The organism is Deinococcus aquaedulcis, from assembly GCF_019693445.1.
GTDB lineage: Bacteria > Deinococcota > Deinococci > Deinococcales > Deinococcaceae > Deinococcus > Deinococcus aquaedulcis.
This window is the reverse complement of record NZ_JAHRBL010000022.1, coordinates 26,510-40,113: the sequence shown is the minus strand read 5'-3', so window position 1 is coordinate 40,113 and position 13,604 is coordinate 26,510. Positions and strand designations below refer to the sequence as shown.

At 67.1% G+C, this 13,604-nt stretch carries 12 protein-coding genes; 6 read left to right on the top strand and 6 right to left on the bottom strand.

The genetic code is table 11. The features are described 5' to 3' along the window. Window positions 1–636: 636 nt before the first annotated feature. The 3 genes from KMW22_RS17145 to KMW22_RS17135 form a co-directional block, all read right to left on the bottom strand. A complete protein-coding gene (locus KMW22_RS17145; protein WP_221091245.1) occupies window positions 637–1,032 on the bottom strand; it encodes a hypothetical protein in 396 nt (131 codons plus the stop codon). A 352-nt stretch (window positions 1,033–1,384) separates the two neighbouring features. Further along, a complete protein-coding gene (locus tag KMW22_RS17140) occupies window positions 1,385–2,290 on the bottom strand; it encodes a hypothetical protein (protein ID WP_221091244.1) in 906 nt (301 codons plus the stop codon). A 436-nt stretch (window positions 2,291–2,726) separates the two neighbouring features. Further along, window positions 2,727–3,470 carry a hypothetical protein gene (locus KMW22_RS17135; protein ID WP_221091243.1) on the bottom strand — a complete coding sequence of 248 codons (744 nt, stop codon included), beginning with the start codon at window positions 3,468–3,470 and terminating at the stop codon, window positions 2,727–2,729. A gap of 388 nt (window positions 3,471–3,858) precedes the next feature. Between KMW22_RS17135 and KMW22_RS17130 the strand changes: the two genes are divergently transcribed. The 3 genes from KMW22_RS17130 to KMW22_RS17120 all read left to right on the top strand — a co-directional run bounded on the left by KMW22_RS17130 (window position 3,859) and on the right by KMW22_RS17120 (window position 6,373). Then, a complete protein-coding gene (locus tag KMW22_RS17130; protein WP_158263764.1) occupies window positions 3,859–4,008 on the top strand; it encodes a hypothetical protein in 150 nt (49 codons plus the stop codon). A 33-nt stretch (window positions 4,009–4,041) separates the two neighbouring features. Further along, the gene (locus KMW22_RS17125) at window positions 4,042–5,715 is read left to right on the top strand and encodes a tetratricopeptide repeat protein (RefSeq protein ID WP_221091242.1); all 1,674 of its coding nucleotides are present in this window, start codon (window positions 4,042–4,044) and stop codon (window positions 5,713–5,715) included. Window positions 5,716–5,929: 214 nt separating this feature from the next. Further along, on the top strand, window positions 5,930–6,373 hold the full coding sequence (locus tag KMW22_RS17120) for a hypothetical protein (RefSeq protein ID WP_221091241.1): 444 nt from the start codon (window positions 5,930–5,932) through the stop codon (window positions 6,371–6,373). Window positions 6,374–6,539: 166 nt separating this feature from the next. On the opposite strand, the gene KMW22_RS17115 is transcribed toward KMW22_RS17120, so the two are convergent. Continuing rightward, a complete protein-coding gene (locus KMW22_RS17115) occupies window positions 6,540–7,808 on the bottom strand; it encodes an MFS transporter (RefSeq protein ID WP_221091240.1) in 1,269 nt (422 codons plus the stop codon). Window positions 7,809–8,321: 513 nt separating this feature from the next. Here KMW22_RS17115 and KMW22_RS17110 point away from each other — a divergent pair. After that, window positions 8,322–9,659 (top strand): GH1 family beta-glucosidase, encoded by a 1,338-nt coding sequence (locus KMW22_RS17110; protein ID WP_328774744.1) that lies wholly within the window; start codon window positions 8,322–8,324, stop codon window positions 9,657–9,659. 190 nt (window positions 9,660–9,849) lie between these two features. Here KMW22_RS17110 and KMW22_RS17105 read toward each other — a convergent pair whose 3' ends face one another. Then, window positions 9,850–10,848, bottom strand: coding sequence for a helix-turn-helix transcriptional regulator (locus tag KMW22_RS17105; RefSeq protein ID WP_221091239.1), 999 nt, complete (start codon window positions 10,846–10,848; stop codon window positions 9,850–9,852). Between the two features lie 807 nt (window positions 10,849–11,655). Between KMW22_RS17105 and KMW22_RS17100 the strand changes: the two genes are divergently transcribed. Continuing rightward, entirely contained in the window at window positions 11,656–12,237 is a 582-nt protein-coding gene (locus tag KMW22_RS17100) for a MerR family transcriptional regulator (RefSeq protein ID WP_221091238.1), read from the top strand. Next, the gene (locus KMW22_RS17095) at window positions 12,234–12,689 is read left to right on the top strand and encodes a vWA domain-containing protein (RefSeq protein ID WP_221091237.1); all 456 of its coding nucleotides are present in this window, start codon (window positions 12,234–12,236) and stop codon (window positions 12,687–12,689) included. The genes KMW22_RS17100 and KMW22_RS17095 overlap by 4 nt, the downstream gene beginning before the upstream one ends. A 107-nt stretch (window positions 12,690–12,796) precedes the next feature. Here KMW22_RS17095 and KMW22_RS17090 read toward each other — a convergent pair whose 3' ends face one another. Continuing rightward, complete coding sequence (locus KMW22_RS17090; RefSeq protein WP_221091236.1) at window positions 12,797–13,588, bottom strand: hypothetical protein; 792 nt, start codon at window positions 13,586–13,588, stop codon at window positions 12,797–12,799. Window positions 13,589–13,604 lie beyond the last annotated feature (16 nt).

Sequence of the window (13,604 nt, the reverse complement as noted above, 5' to 3'; positions counted from 1 at the left end):
AAGCAGAAAGAAATATGTGTCGTCATCCACATCACTCCGGTACCCTCGGCGCCTCACTCACCCATTCTGCTCGCTGCAAACTCCCTGCCTCCAACTTCAAATCTCTTCTTGGCAGCCTCTAGCGTGTACGTGGACGCCGTCGAAAGGACCCTGGTGCTGTCGCGCTACCACGGTAATCCTCTTGCCCTTCAAAGAGGCATGGTTGACCTCATGCCCCGCTCCAGGCTTCGTCCGGAGCGGGGCATGAGCGCTCGCTGAACGTTCCACTCCCGAGTTGGACAGCGGACGAACACCTGAGTCTGCTGTCCGTCTCTATCTGGGAGGGCCGCCGCGCCTTTGGGCAGTGCCTGTAGGCCACCGGCGCACTGCCGCCCGGCATCGTGCGGCGCGCCCCGACCTTGATGGCGCAGCGCCGTCGGTCGACCATTGAGGCTCTGATGAACTTGGAGGAGCACAACCTGCTGAGCACCATTCGGGAACTCCTGGCCGCTGAAGCCTGAACGGCGGCTGCAGGAAGCCTCGCAGGAGGGCGTGACGCTCTCACTTCAGGCCAGATTCATCACGTGACCTCTGGAGCTCCCGACCGGGGCCGAACCTTCATCCTGAGCCGTCCGCTGGCTGCGGGGCAGCGCCGCGTTACTGAACCTCTTTGATACTGGGCCCCGCCAGGGAGTCGTGACGGTACGTTTTCCCGGACGCCGCTTCGACGGTCAGGACGTAACCGGTCTTGTCGGCATTGGGGACGATTTCCGACCGGGCAACATTCTCTGAGCCTGGCAGAGCCGTCTGGCCCAGCACGCCGTCGGCACAGCTGCTGGTTTCGGGAAGAAACGCATAGTTCTTCCCGCCGGACTCGACTTTTTTGACCTCAATGCCCACCATGCACTGACGGATGTATGCCTGCGCGGCCGTGTTGACGGCCCGGGTGCGCGCTTCACTAAGCTGTCCGGCCGCTTCACCGATGCGTTCCGGCGCGCAGGAGGCAAGCGACAGGAGCAGGACACCGGACAGCGCAGCGTGAAGACGGTTCATGCGGTCACCATACGGCCTGAGGCGAGGCCATGACTCACCAGATGACCGCAGCGGCGCCCTCTATCGTCCCTTGCAACGACTGTGTCACCGGCAATCCAGCCGATCAACGCCAGGTTGGAGACAGAAAGCGGCCCAGGCTCAGGAGGCTGGACGTCCCCAAGGCCGCATCCGACGCTTCGAAGCAGGGAACAGCGCCCACGTCCCTGCTTGCGGTTTGGCTTCGCCTGGACGGTGGTTTCCTGCCGCCTAAGCCCCTTACCACTGCGCCGCCTCGCCCGAGGCCTCCCCCCCGCGCTCAAGAGACGCGTCGATCAACCCAGGCCGCCTGGCCGAGTGCGCCATATGGCGCGCGCTAAACGCGTCTTTTCTGGTATTTAGCGTTCAGCTGTGCCCGCTGAAAGGCGTTCGTGCCATTTGCTTTCGTGACGGTGGGCGGTATCGCCTGTGTGCGGTCGCGGAGTTCATCAATCGTGCGTCTGACTTTTCGCCAGGTGTCACCCATCAGGGCGTCATTCCAGGCGTCACCCTCCCGCAGCTCATGGGCGGGCGTGATGTAGTGCCGGTAATGCCGCACCCGGTACGGAAAGTCCGCGGCGGTGAGCGTTATCCATCCACGTTCATGGGCGACGGCGAGCAGCACCTCCAGGCGCCACTCCCAGATCGCCCCCAGATGTTGTGGGGCCTCACTCGACGCCCGCGCCTGCTGGGGATACGCCTGCAGGCAGGCCGCCAGCACGTGTTCCAGCATCGTGCTCAGGGCAATTAGCCCCATGCGCCAGATGCCCGCGTGGTGCAGCACCACCGCCTCGGCCCACCGGTCTTGCAACAGCTGGCCCTCGGCGTCGGTCAGGAACACGTGCCCAAAGTCAGGGGTGTCCAGGACGTCTGGCGTGAGGGGCGCAGCCTGAATCACGAGGGGCTGCACCCTGAACCCGGCCACTGGGTCATGGTGGACTGTCCAGCCGTACGGCGAGAGGATGTCGCTGATCAGACGCTGCAAGGCCGCGCGTGCGTTCCTGGCCGCTTCAGCCTGGATCACCGCTTCCAACAACCGCTCACGCTGTCCGCGTTTTTGAGCTTCCTCAAGGACACGGGTGACGTAATCAATTCTGGATTCGGTCTTGAGCAGGGCAGAAGCGTGACCCAGGCGCGCGAACAATGCTTCCAGGTCTCTGGCGGTTCGGTAGCCGCTGGGCCCATCAATCAGGACGTGCACCAGCTGACAAATCGCGGTGTGCCGGAGCACAGGAAACGTCATGGCCGCATCATAGACCGTGCTCATACGGGGCTGAAGGTCGTTGGCACTGGTCCATCCTGGCGGCGCCCACCCGTGCCCCGTTATGCCTGTTCATGCCCGCCTGCATCCTGACCACCCGCTCCACCGCAGCGCAAGCAAAACCCCGCCGGAGCGGGGGATGGGGGGGGTTGGCTGCGCAGCCCGGCGGTGACCGCGAAGAGGGTTCCACTCTTCTGTGCCCATGGGCACACCGCTGATCCGGGATTTGATCGAGTCCTGCGTCCTGCGCCCTGAGCCCTGCGGTGCCTGAAGCCTGAGCCCTGATCCCTGACCTCTGAGCCGTGAGCCCTCCGGGGTATGGGAGGTTTTCGAGACCTCATCTGAGAAGGATGTTTTTGCCGGGCAGGCAAAAGAGGAACGCGCTTGAACGGCCTTCACGCAGACAACCCCAGAACGTTTAAACCGAAGCCGGCACGCGAATCGTTGTCGTGGCGTTGGTCTCGTCCAGCACCCGGTCCACTTCAGCGGCGAAGGTTTCTGCCGCTTCACGCATGGCTGTCATCTCGCTCAACAGGTTCAGGGGATCGTCCATCACCGGCGCGTTCGCCTCCCGGTACAACCGCTCCATCTCCTGTGTGTTGCTGTCGCTGGGGCCGCCTTTGTCCTTGCCCTGATCCTTGGAGAGAAAGGCCGCCACGCGCGCTTCACTGTCCCGCGTGATCTGCGCGCGCAGGGTGGCTTCCTCATTCACGGCCTGCGTGTACTGCGCGCTCAGCACCGCCACCAGCGCGTCTAAGGTCGGCGCGTGGTCCACCAGGCCATGCCGGCCCCGGCGGACTTCCAGGCTGCGCTTGCGCTCCACCGCCGCCGCGACGGTCATGCGTTTGTTCCCAACCGTCACCAGCGTGGTGGCGTTGCTCTGCACCACCGCCGCCTTGATGGCCTCGCGCCGGGTAATGAGGGCCCGGATGGCCTGGTAGGCGCCGCGCGCCTGCGTTTCAAACTGCTCTTTGCTCAGGCCGGCCACCAGGGGCTCGTTGTGACGCCGGACGCGGATGGCGTTCAGGCTGCCGATGCGCGCGCTGATGCGGCTGTCCAGCAGCTTGAGCTCCTTGAGCGCGTGGGTAATGGTGATGGTCTGCAGTTGATCGGTGCGGGCGTCCAGGGCCGCAGCCTTGGAGCGGGTGGTTTTGCGCGTCATAAGCACCTCTGGGCAGAAGCGTGGAGCCGTATGGCCGTCAGGAGCGCCACTGTAGCGGCTGCCTGACCCGCTGTCATTGCGCCAAATGGCCGAGCGTGGCCAGCGAAGTACGGGCTGCTCCAGACTGCCTGGTCCCGCCCCAGGGTGAATCCTTCAGCAAAGCGCCGCGCCGCGACAGCCGCTGCCACCGCCGCGTGCCCCTGCGCCGCGTCAGCCACTGTCAGGGCGCGCCCCGACAGTAAGCCTCACATCGCCGGGCCCCCCGAGACCGTGAGGCCAGCGGCGATGCCGACTACACGCCGCACACCACATCTTTTTTCCTTGTTCTCCAGCCGCCCCCGACCCGGGCGGACGGTGTTCTCACGCCTGTCGTCGGAAAGGAGCGCTTATGCCCTGGACTTTCCGCTTCACCGCTGCCCTGCTTCTCCTGCTCGCCAGCCTGCCCACGGACCTGCAGGCCCCCAGCTGGCCTTCTCCCCTGCCCGCACCTGCCCTGATGGCCGGCGATACCCCCGGCACTGGCGGGGGAACAGGTTGAATGAAGGGCCTCTGCCCACTCTAGGATGCGCGCGTGGCCGCACGACCTTCTGCGCAGCGCGCATCATCCTGGGACGAGTCCATCACCGCGCTGCTCGCCGGTGAGCAGTGGGACATGGCGGTGCGCACCATCGAACAGGCTTTCACGCACGCCCGTCAGGGTGAGCGCTTCCAGCAGCTGTTGACCTGGTTCGAGCAGATTCCCCCGCCGGCCCGGTCGGGGGTCGCCGCCGCCCGGCTGCATTTGCGGCTGCTGGGCAACACGCCCGGAGAGCCGCAGCTGGAACAGACCGCGCGTACCTACACCAGCGATCCCATAACGGCGCCCGTCGCACACGCCTTCCTGGCCTGGACGCTGGTGCAGCGCGACCACCTGCAGGCGGGGCTGAAGAGCGCAGACGCCGCCCTACAGGCCGAGGGGGCCCTCACGCCCTTCGACCTGGCCCTCGCCCTGCGGGCCCGGGGCATGGCGGGGCAACGCCTCGGGCGCCGCGGCTGGGAAGCCGACTACCAGCGCGCCGCGCAGCTCAGCGAAGGCCGCGTGCGGGGCATCACCCTGATGGAGTACGGCAGCCTCCTGCTGTTCACCGACGGGCACGCGCGCGGCATGGAAGCGCTGGGGGAAGCGACCCTGGCGCTGCGCGGCGACGACCTGGAAGCCTGGGCGCACAGCAGCAAAGGCTACGCGCACCTGCATCACGCCGAGCTTGATGACGCGCAGACCGCATTTGAAACGGGCATCGTGCTCGGCGAGCGCTTCCGCCCCCACAGTCAGAGCGGCCTGGCGGCGGTGCTGCGCGCCCGGGGCGAGTGGGACCGCGCCGAGACGCTCTACCACCAGGCCATCGCGCTGGCCGAGCGGCAGGGCCACGCGGAGCGGGAACGGCAATCGCGCCGCGGCCTGGGGCACACGGCCCGCATGCGCGGTCAGCCCCTGCGGGCCATCGAGTGGCTCTCGCAGGCCGTGGTCACCGTGCCAGCCGACCGGGAGAGCGGCACATCGTGGGTGAACGTCGACCTCGCGGCGGCCCACGTCTCCCTGCCGCGCGTGGACGCCGAGCGGGTCCTGGACCTGCTGGCCCGCACCGGCCCGCTCTTCGGGGAGGACGCCGACCGCGCCGTGATCGTCCAGGCGGAACTGGCCCGCCGGCAGGGCCGTCTGGCGGAAGCCGCCGCGCGGCTTGCGCCCCTGAACCCCCGCATGTTGTGGGTCCGGGAGGAAGCCATGGCCCTGCCAGAACTGTTTGGCCTCCTGGAAGGGCCGCGGCCTGAGCCGCTGCCTCGCCAGGACCGCATGCGGGTGGAGGTGCGCGCTGCGGGCCACGGGGAGGTACGCCTGAATGACCGCCTGCTGCCCATGCCCCTGCTGCCCCTCGTGGCTCTGGTGGGGCTGCTGGACGCGGGCGGCACCCTGGACGCCGAATCACTGGCCGCGGCCGTGAGGGACGGCCAGCCCCGGGACCGCCGTCAGGCCGCGCAGCGGGCCACGCGCGCCGTCAAGCAGCTGCGTGACGCGCTGGGCTGGCCCGGCAGCGTGACCCACCACGCGGGCCGCTACGCCCTCGACGCCGGCGTGGACTGGTCATATGACATCCTGAACCTGCGCCGGACGGGCACGCCCATCGAGACGTTCCTGCGCGGCGTTCACGCCTTCCCCTGGGTGATGGAACGGGAACAGGCCCTGATGCTGGGCGAAGACCAGCTGTAGCCACCACGAGCAGGAGGGTCATGACGAGGCAAATGCGCAGGCCATGTCAGGGCAAGAGGTGGGCCTCCAGCGCGATGGGAACAGCGCTGGCACGCCGAAGGCGGCACGACCATCGGCAGACCCCTCTGTGCAGAAGGACATGCCCGACGCCGCACTTGTGGAGACCCTGCTGGCCGCTCGATGGGCGAATCGGCTCGGTGACTACACTGGGCCCATGGCCACCTGGTCGGATGAGCGCCGCGCAGGCGTTCTGAACATTGGATTTGAGCGGCTCAGGACCGTAGACCCAGACCAACAGGTCCTGCTGTACCAGGTGGGGCGGGCCGTCGCCGCTGAGCGGCCGGTGCCCTTCGCCAACCGGGTCCTGGCGGAGGGCGGGTCCGACGCCCTGCTGGCGGAAGTCTGCTGGTCGGTTAATGGCTGGGCAGGCACCTCCACTGTGCCCCTGATGCTGGACCTCGTGCGCTCCGAACGGTCCATCGCCGTCAAGCGGCAGGCCCTGCTGACCCTGATCTTCACGCGCGACGCCTGTGTTCCGGCGCTGCTGGCGGAGGTGGTCACGTGGGCACCCGATTCACCCGAGACGCAAGAACTTTTGGCGTTCGTGCGCAGCCTACCTGAGATGAAAGGCTGCGCACTGCCCACCACGCCGGTCTAAGCAGCGGGCTTCCGCTTCAGGGTGACTGGTCTCTGGAAGCTTCAGTACCGGCCCTGATGACCCGCTGCATCGGAACAGACCTGAGGCCCGCTCAGGCGCCCCAGCCTGTTCCGACGCCGGCCTCTTCTCACAGGGCTTGCCGGCAGCCCCCCAGCGCACCGCGCCCCTACGCCGCGGGTGGAGGGTCCTGCTGCCCCTGCTCATGCCGGAGTTCCCAGGTCATCAGGGCCCGCCAGTGCCACGTGGCGCCTCCGGCGAGTGCCACAGTCAGCAGGCCGCCCAGCACCGTGGCGCGCACCACGCCCAGATAGTGTGAGGCGACCCCACTTTCCAGCGCGCCGATTTCGTTACTTGTCCCGATAAACACCAGACTGACGGCACCGACCCGGCCGCGCATATGGTCAGGCGTGCGTGTGCGCACAATGGCGCGGCGAATGAGCATGTTGACGCCGTCGAACACGCCGCTGAGCGCCAGGGCCAGCCACGAGAGCCAGAACACCTGAGAGACGCCGAAGAGCAGCATGCTGAGGCCAAAACCGGCAATGCTCAGCACCAGCCACACACCGGTGCGGTTCAGAGGCGGCTGACGCGTCATCCAGAGCATGACCAGCAGGGCGCCCACAGACGGCGCGGCCATCAGGACGCCCAGGCCCCCTGGACCGACGTTCAGAATGTCGGTCGCAAAGACCGGCAGCAGGGCAAGAGCGCCGCCGAACAGCACCGCCAGGAGGTCCAGGGCCATGGATCCAAACAGCACCTGGTCCCGCCGCACGAAACGCAGCCCCGCCTGAATGCTGGCCCGGACCCCTTCTTCCCGACTGGACACAGTAGGCGGCAGGCGCGGCATCTGCCTCAGGGCCAGCCAGGACGCGGCATACAGGGCGGCCATCAGCAGGTAGGTGCCGCTCGCCTCAAACCGCGCCAGGAACAGGCCCGCCAGTGTGGGGCCCAGAATGCCCGCCACCTGTCCCACGCTGCCCAGCCACGCGGAGGCATTGACGTAGACGCTGGGCGGCACGATGCGCGTTTCAAAGGCGCTGGCGGCCGGGTCACCGAAGCCCCGCGCGAAGCCTAGCATCACCACCAGCAGAAACAGTCCCGCCACACTGGTGGCCGGACCAGCCTGGGAGAGCGCGGCGAACGCCAGGCCGCCCAGCACCAGCAGGGCGCGCGTCACCAGCAGAATGCGGCGGCGGTCCAGGCGGTCGGCATAGTGGCCGCCCAGCAGCGCGAGGCTCAGGGTGGGCAGGGCCGTGGCAACCCCCAGAAGGCCCAGCATGAGTGGGCTTCTGGTCAGGGCATACACCTGATAACCGATGACCACGGCAAAGGCCGTGCCGGCAAACGAGGCGCTGGCGGAGGCCACCAGCAAGCGCCGGAAATCCGGGAATCGCAGGGCAGCGAAGGCATCTGGAGGCGAGGAAGGGGTCGTCATACGCAGAGAACCGGGGCAGTGTAACGGACAGCCGGCGGGCAGCGACTGCCTCGACCACCTTCTGAGCCCAGGCCGGGCCGGCATACCCCGCGAGGCGTTTCTTCCCGGCAGTTATGCCCCCTGAGGAATGGAGGGGGCGCAGGCCCTGCTGGGCGAGCAGGGGACGTAGGAACCACAAAACATGGCAGATTCATGACCTGCCGGCAAGTCCGAGGGTGTCCCTGGGTGCGAAGGAAGCGCTGGCAGGGACGGTGACTGCCCGGCCCGTTTACGCCAATCCAGTCCAGCGGCGCCCAGGCCCCACGCCAGAGCCGACCCGCTTCAGGTGCCCGTCCTGGAGTGGGCTAGGGCAGACCGGCCCCCACCTGCGGCGCCTAAGGTCTTGTCAGGGTGGTCCATTCGCCCAGGCCTCTGAGGGCACAGGCCGCAGCAGACCTCACCCGTCACCCAGCAGCAGGCCCCCGCGCCCCACGCTGCTGCCCCCGACCGAAAGCCCGCACACGAGGAGCACCCATGTCCAGAATGACCCCTCTGCCGGAAGCCCGCTTTCCCAAGGATTTCGTGTGGGGCGTGGCCAGCAGCGCCTATCAGATTGAGGGGGCCGCGCAGGACGACGGCCGTGGCCCGTCCATCTGGGACACCTACAGCCGGGTGCCGGGCAAGATCCTGGACGGCACTTCGGGTGACGTGGCCTGCGGTCTCTACCACCGCTGGGCGTCCGACCTGGATCTGATTGCGGCCCTGGACCTCAACGCGTGCCACTTCAGTGTGGCGTGGCCCCGGGTCCTGCCGCGCGGCACGGGGCCGGTGAACGTGCAGGGCCTGGAGTTCTACGACCGCCTGGTGGACGGCGCCCTGGCCAGGGGCCTACAACCTCATGTCACGCTGTACCACTGGGATCTGCCGCAGGCCCTGCAGGACCGGGGCGGCTGGCCCAACCCGGACATCGTTCGTTGGTTTACCGAGTACGCGCTGACCGTCCACGCCCGGCTCGGCGACCGGGTGGCCAGCTACGCCACCTTCAATGAGCCCTGGTGCACCGCCGAGCTGGGCTACCACGTGGGCCGGCATGCCCCAGGCCAGCAGGATCTGCGCGCGGCGCTCTCAGCGTCGTACCACATCCAACTCGCGCACGGCAGCGCGGTCCGGGCGCTGCGGGCGCAGAACACAAAAGCCGAACTGGGCACCGTGCTGAATCTGTACCCGGTGGACGCCGCGACAGATCAACCGGAGGACCTGCTGGCCGCGCGGCTGGTGGATGAGAAGATCAACGGGTGGTACCTCGACCCGGTGTTGCGGGGCACGTTTCCGGCGCTCGCGGCCGAACAGTACGGCGCGTACATGCCCGAGATCGAGCCTGCTGCCCTGCAGGGCGCGAAAGAGCCGCTCGATTTTCTGGGCGCGAATTACTACTTCCGGCAATGGGTCAGCCGCGAAGGCGCCAGCCGCGCCGGGCCCCCCTCCCCGGACATTCAACGGACGGCCATGGACTGGGAGGTCTACCCGGAAGGGCTGTATGGCCTGCTCACCGACCTGCACCGGACGTACCAGGTCCCCAAGTACTACATCACGGAGAATGGCGGCGCGTTTGAGGACCAGCTGGTGCGCGGCGAGGTGCACGATGAAGCGCGCGTGCGGTTTCTTCAGACGCATCTGCAGGCCCTGCGCCGGGCGATGCAGGACGGCGTGCCCGTGAAGGGCTACTTTGCCTGGAGCCTGATGGACAATTACGAGTGGGCGTTTGGGTACAGCAAGCGGTTCGGCATCGTTCACGTGGATGACGCCACGCAGCAGCGAACCCTGAAAGACAGTGCCAAGTGGTACCGGGCGTTCATGCAGCAGCGGCGCTAGGGCGTTGGTGGTTGGCCCCGGTCTATGTGCCAGCCGTATCCCTCTCTGGCATGAGGGCCTTGCGTTGCGATCACCCTGTCATCCTCCGGGTGCGCCCAGCGTGGCGCCATCATGGAAGGGCAGAGGGACGGCTTCCTGCCCCTCTGCCCTGCTTTTCGGGCCATCCAGGGCTGCTCCCCCTTGAGGACCTTCAACAGGCAGCCTGGGCCGTCCGGTCAAACCGGTCCAGCGCGTCACGCAGTTCGGCCAGCCAGGCGCGGCGCACTTCCGGTGGGGAGAGCACCTCGGCCCGTGCGCCCCAGCTGAGCAGGAACGGCATCAGTTCGCAGGGCAGCCCGGTTTCGTCTATGCCCGCGCGGAATTCAAGGTCCACGAAGCCGTCTCCCCGAATCAGGGTGGACTGCGGAAACCCACCTTCCAGCACCCGGTAGGCGGCGTCTGGCTCGAAGCGCACAGTGACGGCCACGGTGTCCTCACCGCCAATGACGCCCCAGGCATCAGACAGGTACGCCTGCGGGTCAAAGTCAGGATCCATCTCGTACCGTTCGGCCAGCAGGTGCAGGTTGCTCATGCGCGCGAGCTTGTAGGTTTCAATGGTGCCAGACTGCCTGTTCAGGCCAATCACGAACGGCGCAAGGTTGGTGCGGCTGAGCTCCACGAAGTACACGCACAGTTCCAAGCCTGCACGCAGAATGCCGCTGCGCTCCCGGTGGTCGAACCTCATCACTTGCCCGTCGAGCCACGCGGCGGCAATCACCTCCATCTGGCGGTCGGTGAACAGGCCCTGGCTGCCCGTGCGGATGCTGGCATTCAGGGTGTGGCGCACGCGCTCTGGCAGGGCCAGTGACAGGCTGTGCAGGGCGCGGCGGTAGTGGCCGCCCAGCGCTGGGGAATGGTGGTGGGCCAGACGCAGCGCCGTGTAGGCAGCCAGAACTTCTGCTGGGCGCAGCAGGGTGCCGTTGCGGGGAATGTAGTACTGCCCGGGCGGGCCTTCCTGCACAGGGTACCCCATGGCCCGGAGCGCTTCCAGGTCCCGCTGAACGCTGCGTTGCCCCACGCCGAAATGGCGGGCGAGTTCGGCCGTGGATTGCGGCCGGGCCTGCAATTCAGCGACGAGATCGGTGAGGCGGTGTGATTTCTGCCAGCTGCGGGGCGCTGTCGCGGTTTCGGAAGAGCGGCGAGCGGTCATACGCAGACGGTATGAATGTGCTGACAACTCCTCAGCACAAGGATATGAAATAGTTCATCTTAATCAATTGATATGAAGTGGTTAGACTCAGAATTCTGAGTCTGGACAATGAGGGGGAGAGCCGCCGGGCAACACAGTGAGCCGGGTTGCACATGGCGGCAGCTCAATCCCCTGCTCTTCCGTCCAGCCAGCGCGGTGGGTGGTCTCTGGGCAGTTGGGGGTGGTCAGGTCGTGATGCAGGTCGCCTTGCGGCGTGCAGGGCACACAGGTCGCGGCATCTCTCAGCATGCACGGCGTCAGCGTCAGCGGATGACGTCTCTGGCCGCGTTGCCGCGCGTCACTGAACGCTGCACTGGCGTCTGACATGGCGGCGCAGGAGGAACGACGATGACCCATGGCCCTTTGACCGCACACGCCATCTCACAGTTCCAGGGATGCTCTGCAGACAACCTCCGCTGGTCGGCGGCGGCCCAGCACCTCGCCCGGCTGCTGCGCCGGGCACGCTTCCTGCGGATGTGTGCCGGGCAGGCCCGGCTGTACACCCTTGGCAACAGGCGCTTCGGGGTTCGGGACGGCCGCCTGGTCACGGTGTGCCGGTTGCCGTACGTGTCAGCGCCGCCAACAGATGACCTGTGGTGTCAAGCGCTGACCGCGCTTGATGGGGCCGCCCTGACTGGCGACGCCGCGCGATTTTGCCGCAGAGCTGTAATGGGGTCTGAAGCACCCGCGCTACAGGATCTTCCTGCACCATTTTTCAACATACGAGATTGATATTGACAACCCGAATTGTCAGTATTACGCTCTGTCATGTCAGCGCCGTTCCTCCCCCAGAGCTGGTCGGGCAACCTTGACGCCCTGGTCAGCACCGCCAATACCTACCTTCCCCATCTCCTGCCCCTTGATAAGGCAGGGCGTGCCAAGGACGACGTCAACGCCCGCTTGGTTCGCCACTACACCACCGAGCGCCTGCTCGACGAACCTCTCCGGGAAGGCCGCGAGGCCCGCTACACCCGCCGGCACCTGCTGCAACTGCTCGCCTTGCGAAAACTGATGGCCGCCGGGCACGGCGCCGCCGCCCTGCGCGACACCCTGCAGTTCCGCGCTGACCCAGACCTCGAAGCCCTGCTGACCGGTGAACAGCTGGATTTGCAGCCCAGCAATCCGGCACTGGACTACCTCAAAACCCTGAGCGCCGGTGCCCCCGCCCGGGCCGCTGCGCCCGCTCCCCGCGACCTGCCCAGCCCCGAACACCTGACGCGCCTGACCCTGGCACCCGGCCTTGAACTGCTCGTCCGCGCTGACGCCCGATTGCCCAGCAGCCGCCTGGAGCAGGACCAACTCGCCCGCACCCTGCTGGACGCCCTTGACGGGCTGAGGAGATCACCATGACAACCCCCTCCCCTGAACTGCGCGCCCTGCGTCCCGCCCTGCCCGCCGGCCAGACCACCCACCTCACCCTGCTGATCCGCGTTCACCCTGCCCCTGTGCCCATCCATGCGGCCTGGCGCCCGCCTCTCAACCTCGCCCTTGTCATTGACCGCAGCGGCTCAATGGGCGGCCACCCACTGCACATGGCCAGGCAGGCCGCGGGCGCGGCCGTGCGTCAGATGGGGCTGAATGACCAGGTCAGCGTGGTTGCGTTTGACGACGAGGTCAGGGTCGTCGTGCCGAGCCAGCCTGTCACGGATCCGGCCGGCATCATCCGCGCCATGGACACGATTGAGGCAGGCGGCATGACCAACCTGCATGGCGGCTGGCTGGAAGGCGCCACTCAGGTGGCCGCGCACCTCGACCCGCAGGCCCTCAACCGGGTCGTGCTGCTCAGCGCCTGCGCCAGATGAATTGCGGCTTACCTCTCCCGCTGACGCGGCGATGCGACCCGAGGCTCCTCCCAGCCCCAACGCGCCCGCAGACAAGACCCCACTTGAGTCTGGGGCCTGCACGGGTCCTACCGGTACTCAATCTCGCGGGTGATCTGGGTAAAGAGGTTGTAATTCAGCCGGGGATCGTGGGCGGCCTGGAAGGAGAGTTCAGCGGGCGAGGGAGACCGGTGGGCCAGGGTCACAGACACCCAGTTCCCATGCCTGTCCACCAGGAGATTCACGCGGTCTGTCTCACCCGTTGCCGGCGTGCTGGTCCTCAGGTGGCCGTACTCATCGTAGGTCTGCCGCTCACCTGAGGAGAGCCGGGCGCTGCGGCCCTTCCAGCCCCACTGGTAGTGCACCGTGCGCTCGCCCCTCTCGCCCTGCCAGCGCCGCGTCAGCACCCGGCCCGCCTCGTCGCAGGTTTGGGTGAGGAACACGCGGAACATCAGGTCGTCTGCCCGGCGCAGACACCCGCCGCTGAACACATAGCGCTCATAGACCTTGTTCCCGTCACTCGCCAGGACCGTCTGGCCTACGGTGCGCAGCGAACGGCTGTAGGCATGGGTGAACGGCGTGAGCTGCTCCAGATGTGCGGCGGTGTGAATAGTCGTCGTGATGCGTCCACTCTGGCCATCGGGAGCAAGGTCGATCACGTTGATGACGTTGGGCAAATCGTCTGGATACCCTGTAGTCGTGTCAGCGTAATACCGGACAGTCATGCGTTTGACCGGGCCACGAAAGCCGAGGGCGTGGCCCAGCAGGGTGCGCTGCGGGTCCTGTGCAGGCGCGTAATCAGGAGCCCAGGGCATCAGCGGTCGCCAGATGAGCAAGGCGGCGCCCACGAGCAGCACCAGAGCCAGGCCTATCCATTCCACCCGGGGCAGCCTGGAC

What these genes read in the sequence shown, in the direction of transcription:
- KMW22_RS17145 (WP_221091245.1), bottom strand. Translation starts at nt 1,032, where the DNA reads ATGAACCGTCTTCACGCTGCGCTGTCCGGTGTCCTGCTCCTGTCGCTT.
- KMW22_RS17140 (WP_221091244.1), bottom strand. Translation starts at nt 2,290, where the DNA reads ATGACGTTTCCTGTGCTCCGGCACACCGCGATTTGTCAGCTGGTGCAC.
- KMW22_RS17135 (WP_221091243.1), bottom strand. Translation starts at nt 3,470, where the DNA reads ATGACGCGCAAAACCACCCGCTCCAAGGCTGCGGCCCTGGACGCCCGC.
- KMW22_RS17130 (WP_158263764.1), top strand. Translation starts at nt 3,859, where the DNA reads ATGCCCTGGACTTTCCGCTTCACCGCTGCCCTGCTTCTCCTGCTCGCC.
- KMW22_RS17120 (WP_221091241.1), top strand. Translation starts at nt 5,930, where the DNA reads ATGGCCACCTGGTCGGATGAGCGCCGCGCAGGCGTTCTGAACATTGGA.
- KMW22_RS17115 (WP_221091240.1), bottom strand. Translation starts at nt 7,808, where the DNA reads ATGACGACCCCTTCCTCGCCTCCAGATGCCTTCGCTGCCCTGCGATTC.
- KMW22_RS17110 (WP_328774744.1), top strand. Translation starts at nt 8,322, where the DNA reads ATGTCCAGAATGACCCCTCTGCCGGAAGCCCGCTTTCCCAAGGATTTC.
- KMW22_RS17105 (WP_221091239.1), bottom strand. Translation starts at nt 10,848, where the DNA reads ATGACCGCTCGCCGCTCTTCCGAAACCGCGACAGCGCCCCGCAGCTGG.
- KMW22_RS17100 (WP_221091238.1), top strand. Translation starts at nt 11,656, where the DNA reads ATGTCAGCGCCGTTCCTCCCCCAGAGCTGGTCGGGCAACCTTGACGCC.
- KMW22_RS17095 (WP_221091237.1), top strand. Translation starts at nt 12,234, where the DNA reads ATGACAACCCCCTCCCCTGAACTGCGCGCCCTGCGTCCCGCCCTGCCC.